This window comes from Longimicrobium sp., from assembly GCF_036387355.1.
In the GTDB taxonomy this organism is placed as follows: domain Bacteria; phylum Gemmatimonadota; class Gemmatimonadetes; order Longimicrobiales; family Longimicrobiaceae; genus Longimicrobium.
On sequence record NZ_DASVTX010000370.1, the window covers coordinates 1 to 5,695 of the forward strand.

The window sequence follows — 5,695 nt, forward strand, 5'->3', positions numbered from 1 at the left end:
AACAGGGAACAGGGAATAGGGAACAGGGATGGGGAACAGGTGGATCGGGGCGGGGACGGGGCTTGGGGCGGTTGACCGGGTTCGGTGGGCGCCGGTAGTTTGGGACCCTGCCGGTTCCCGCACGATCCTGGTTCAGCCCTCTCCTGCTATCCCGCCGCGTTGCTGAAGCCGGCTTCCCTCGCCCTCGCCCCGGCGACCGCCGGCCGCGGATCCTCCCCCAGATTCGGAAAGGGCCGCCGATGATCCGGTCGCTGATCATGCAGACCCACAGTGCAGGCAAGGACGGCTTTCGCCTGCGCGGCACCGACGTTTCGCGGCTGGAGGCGCTCAGCGACGCGGTATTCGGATTCGCCATCACGCTGCTGGTGGTGTCGCTGGAAGTGCCGCAGACCGCGACGGAACTGTTCAACGTCATGCGCGGATTCGTGGCCTTTGCCGCCTGCTTCGCGCTGCTGTTCCTGGTGTGGTGGCACCAGCACCGCTTCTTTCGCCGCTACGGGCTGAACGACGGCGTCACCACGGTGCTTAACGGCGTGCTCCTGTTCGTGGTCCTGTTTTTTGTGTACCCGCTCAAATTCGTGTTCGGGCTGGTGGTGGCCATGGCGACGGGGGAGCGGCCGTGGCTGATCCAGCCCGGCGGGGGCGACGTTCCGGTGCTGCAGAACGGGCAGTGGCCCATGCTGATGGTGGTGTTCAGCGCCGGCTACATCGCCGTGTTCGCGGTGTTCGCGCTGCTGCACCTGCACGCGCTGCGCTGCCGCGAAACGCTGGAACTCACCGAGGTGGAGGTGTTCGACACGGTGGGCAACGTGCGCGAAAGCGCGCTGAACGTGAGCGTCGGCGTGCTTTCCATTCTGCTGGCGCTGTTCGGGGGAATGCTCGGGCCCATGCTGGCCGGGTGCGCGTACTGGCTCATCGGGCCGGTCATGTGGATCAACGGCATGGTGGCCGGCCGCGCCCGCAACCGCCTCGTGTCCAGGCTCGCAGCGGACGGGCGTCTCGCGCTCGGCTGACGCGCCGGATGGAGGAGTCACCGTTCGCGTCCGCTGCCGTCGCTCCTGCTGGGGCGCGGGCGAGTCACCGTTCGCGCCCGACGCCTCGCGGCCCTCACCCCGCGTGCTGCGCACGACGACCCTCTCCCACAAACAGACGTGGGAGAGGGAGCACACCCCGGTCCGGCGCGTTTGGCCGGATCCAGATGCGTGCGGAGAGGCCCCCTCCCGCAACCCCCTCCAGCCGCTCCGCGCGAGAGGGAGAGCCGGTCGGCGCGGCGGGTGCTTGGGCACCGCACCGCCGGCCTCGAAGGCCCCTCGCCCCGCAAACAGCCACACGAGAGGGCGACCTGCATCGGCAACCGTCGCCGCGTGCAGGTGAAGTCCCCCCGTCTGTTTCGGGGACTTTCCGTCGTTGTTGCGGCGAATTCATTCGCTCAGCCCTGCCTGCTCCCCGCGCCGGACCCCGCCCCCGCGCAAGTGCAGCCTCACGGCAGTATCGTGAGGCTTTCAGCTGTGGTTGCGGCGGCTTCAGCCGCTCAGCAGACCGGCGGCGCGGAAGCCCGGCCACCCCCATCCGGAATCCGCAGCCCCACCAACCCTCCCCCAGGCGGGTGAACCGCGGAGGGCGATGCGTGTACACAGGATGGTCTGCCGCGCGCACTTGCGCGAATTCGGGATGATGGTAGATTGACCGCCGCACGCACCCGCGTGCCGAGGATGATTTGCGCGACCGCTTGCGACCTCGCTAAAAAACGCTAAAGAGTCGGGATGGTTTGGCCTGTGGCCGCCTGCGTATCCCCGCACTCTCCTTTTCAGAGTCGCGGGGATTTTTCGTATACATGCACGGAACGGTACCGATGGAACGCTCGCCCTATCTCGCCGCGCTGGATGAACGCGTCCTCGTCTTTGACGGGGCCATGGGCACCAGCGTGCAGCGCTACGACCTCACCGCGGAAGACTTCGGCGGCGCGGCGCTGGAAGGGTGCAACGACTACCTGGTCATTACCCGGCCCGACGTCATTGGCGAAATTCACGCGTCGTTCCTGGCCGCGGGCGCGGACGTGCTGGAGACGGACACCTTTCGCTCCAACCGCCTGACCCTGCGCGAGTACGGCCTGCAGGACCGCGTGCGCGAGATCAACGTGGCCGCCGCGCGCCTGGCCCGCGGCGTGGCCGACCGCTTTGCCGCGGAAGACGGCAAGCCGCGCTTCGTGGCCGGCTCCATCGGCCCGTCCGGGTTTCTGCCCTCCGCCTCGGACCCCACGCTGGGCAACATCACCTTCGGCGAGCTGGTGCCCGTGTTCGCCGAGCAGGGCGCCGCGCTCATCGAGGGCGGCGCCGACGTGCTGCTTATCGAGACCTCGCAGGACATCCTGGAGGTCAAGGCCGCCGTCTTCGGCTGCCGCCAGGCCATCGCCGAGTCCGGCCGCCCCGTGGCGCTGCAGGTGCAGGTGACGCTGGACACCAGCGGCCGCATGCTGCTGGGCACCGACATCGGCGCGGCCATGGTCACGCTGGAGTCGCTGCGAGCCGACGTCATCGGCCTCAACTGCAGCACCGGCCCCGAGCACATGCGGCAGGCCATCCGCTACCTGGGCGAACACTCGCGCCTGCCCATCAGCTGCATTCCCAACGCGGGCATCCCCCACAACGAGGGCGGCTGCGCGGTGTATCCGCTGGAGTCCGTTCCCTTTGCGGACCAGCTGGAGGAATTCGTTCGCGAGCACGGCGTGCGCGTGGTGGGCGGGTGCTGCGGCACTACACCGGAGCACATCCGCGAGCTGGTGGGCCGCCTGTCCACGGTGGAGCTCAAGCCGCGGAACGTGGAGTACGTGCCGCGCCTGAGCAGCGGCATCCGCGCCACGGACCTCATCCAGGTCCCCGCGCCGACGATGATCGGCGAGCGGGTGAACGCGCAGGGGAGCCGCAAGGTCAAGCGCCTGCTGCTGGCCGACGACTACGACGGCGTGCTGGAAGTGGCGCGCGAGCAGACGGAGAACGGCGCGCACGTGCTGGACGTGTGCGTGGCGCTCACCGAGCGGCAGGACGAGGGCGACCAGATGCGCAGCGTGGTCAAGCTGCTGTCGCAGGGGGTGGAGGCGCCGCTCTGCATCGACAGCACCGAGGCCGACGTGATCCGCGTGGCGCTGGAGCAGAGCCCCGGGCGCGCGCTGGTGAACTCCATCAACCTGGAGAACGGGCGCGAGCGCATTGACGCCGTGCTTCCCCTGGTGGCGGCGCACGGCGCGGCGGTCATCGCCCTGACCATCGACCGTGACCTGGGCGGGATGTGCAAGACGGCGGAAACCAAGCTGCAGGCCGCCCGCAAGATCCACGACATCGCCGTCCACGAGTACGGGCTGCAGCCGGACGCGCTGATCTTTGACGCGCTGACGTTCACGCTCGCCACGGGCGACGAGGAGTTCCGCACCTCTGCGGCGGAGACGATCGAGGGCATCCGCGCCATCAAGCGCGAGCTTCCCGGCGTGCTCACCACGCTGGGCGTGAGCAACGTGAGCTTCGGCCTGTCCCCCGCCGCGCGCGCGGTGCTGAACTCCGTGTTCCTGCACCACTGCGTGAACGCGGGGCTGGACACGGGGATCATCAACCCGTCGCACGTCACGCCGTACTTCGAGATCCCGGAGGAGGAGCGCAGGCTGGCGGACGACCTGATCTTTGACCGCCGCACGGCGGACAAGGACCCGCTGGCCGACTTCATCGCCTTTTACGAGGGCCGCTCGGGCGAGGCGGAAAACACCTCGGTGGATCCCACGGCGACCATGACGCCGGAGGAGGCGCTGCACTGGAAGATCCTGCACCGCAAGAAGGACGGGGTGGAGGAGTGGATCGACCGCGCGGTGGAAAAGCTGGGCGCCGTTCCCGTGCTGAACGAGGTGCTGCTCCCGGCCATGAAGGAAGTGGGCGACAAGTTCGGCGCCGGCGAGCTGATCCTTCCCTTCGTGCTGCAGAGCGCGGAGGTGATGAAGAAGGCGGTGGCGCGGCTGGAGAACTACCTGGAAAAGGCGGAGGGGCAGACCAAGGGCAAGGTGGTGCTGGCCACCGTGTACGGCGACGTGCACGACATCGGCAAGAGCCTGGTGAACACCATCCTCACCAACAACGGCTACACGGTGTTCGATCTGGGCAAGCAGGTGCCGGTGAACACCATCTTGGAAAAGGCGGAGGAAGTGGGCGCCGACGCCATCGGCCTGTCCGCGCTCCTGGTCAGCACCAGCAAGCAGATGCCGCTGTGCGCGCAGGAGCTGCACCGGCGGGGGCTGAAGTATCCCATCCTGGTGGGCGGCGCGGCCATCAACCCCAGCTTCGTGCGCAGCGCGGCGATGGTGGCGGAGGCGCAGCCCTACCCGTCGGGGATGTTCTACTGCAAGGACGCGTTCGAGGGGCTGGCGACCATGGACCGCCTGATGGCCGACGACGGCGCCGCCTTCATTGAGCAGCACAACGCCGAGATGCTGCGGCGCACGGCGGAGTACGAGGCGCGCAAGGCGTCGGCCAAGGGGATGCGCCCGGGAAGCCGCGAAAACCCCGCGGTGGCCCCGGCGGACGTGCCCACCCCGCCGTTCTGGGGATGGAAGGTGCTGGACCACATCCCGGTGGACGAGGTGGTGGAGTGCATTGACCGCAACACGCTGTACCGCATGCAGTGGGGTGCCCGCAACCTCAAGGGCGAGGAGTGGGAGCGCATTGTTCGCGAGGACTTCGAGCCGCGGCTGGCGCGCTACACCCGCGAGGCGCGCACGCAGGCGTGGCTGCGCCCGCGGGGCATCTACGGCTACTTTCCCGCGGGGCGCGACGGGGACGACGTGGTGGTGTTCGACCCGTCGGACCGCGCGACGGAGATCGGGCGCTTCACCTTTCCCCGGCAGGAGGACCGCGAGGAGCTGTGCCTGGCGGACTACTTCCGCCCGCTGGACGGGGAAGGGCCGCGGGACGTGCTGCCGCTTCAGGTGGTGACCAGCGGCGACCGCGCGGCGGAGTTCATCGAGCGCCGCACCAAGGGCGGCGACTACTCGGAGGGGTACTTTCTGCACGGCTTCAGCGTGCAGACGGCGGAGGGCGCGGCGGAGTTCATCAACCGCCGCATTCGCCAGGAGCTGGGGATCGGGGAGCCGCGCGGGCTGCGGTACTCGTGGGGGTACCCGGCGTGCCCGGACGTGGAGCAGCACGAGGTGCTGTTCAAGGTGCTCCCCATCAAGGAAACCATCGGCGTGGGGCTGACGGCCGGGTACCAGCTGGATCCCGAGCAGTCGACCGCGGCGCTGGTGGTGCACCATCCGGCGGCGAAGTATTTCGCGACGTGAACGGCAAGTGCGGAGTGCGGAGTGCGGAACTGAAGTACGAGAGTGCGAGAGTACGAAAGTACGAGAGTGGGGCCGTTGAGCGACTGAAGTCGCCGCAACAACGGCTGAAAGCCTTACGATACTGCTGTGAGGCTGGTCCGGCGCGGGGCCAGTCGTCAGTGCCGAACGCCGGCCTGCGCTGAGGTCTCCCTTTCTCCCGCGACAGCGGGGGAGAGGGCCGGGGAGAGGGGGCCTCTCCGCACGCCCGGCACCGTTCGAAGCGCACCGTCGTTGCTGTCTCCCCTCTCCGTGCGGCTGTTTGCACGGGGAGGGGTCGGGGGAGGGCGTAGTTGGGGTGTGCCCCCTCTCCCACATCTGTTCGTGGGAGAGGGTGGCGAG

Annotated in this window: 2 protein-coding genes; both read left to right on the forward strand. The window is 68.7% G+C overall.

The window, feature by feature from the left end:
- Positions 1-239 precede the first annotated feature (239 nt).
- Complete coding sequence (locus tag VF665_RS16105) at positions 240-1,013, forward strand: TMEM175 family protein (RefSeq protein ID WP_331054464.1); 774 nt, start codon at positions 240-242, stop codon at positions 1,011-1,013.
- Between the two features lie 839 nt (positions 1,014-1,852).
- Positions 1,853-5,317, forward strand: coding sequence for a methionine synthase (gene metH / locus VF665_RS16110; RefSeq protein ID WP_331054465.1), 3,465 nt, complete (start codon positions 1,853-1,855; stop codon positions 5,315-5,317).
- Positions 5,318-5,695 lie beyond the last annotated feature (378 nt).

Excerpts from the sequence above, each read along its gene's own strand:
- VF665_RS16105 (WP_331054464.1), top strand. The coding sequence starts at position 240 with ATGATCCGGTCGCTGATCATGCAGACCCACAGTGCAGGCAAGGACGGC.
- metH (WP_331054465.1), top strand. The coding sequence starts at position 1,853 with ATGGAACGCTCGCCCTATCTCGCCGCGCTGGATGAACGCGTCCTCGTC.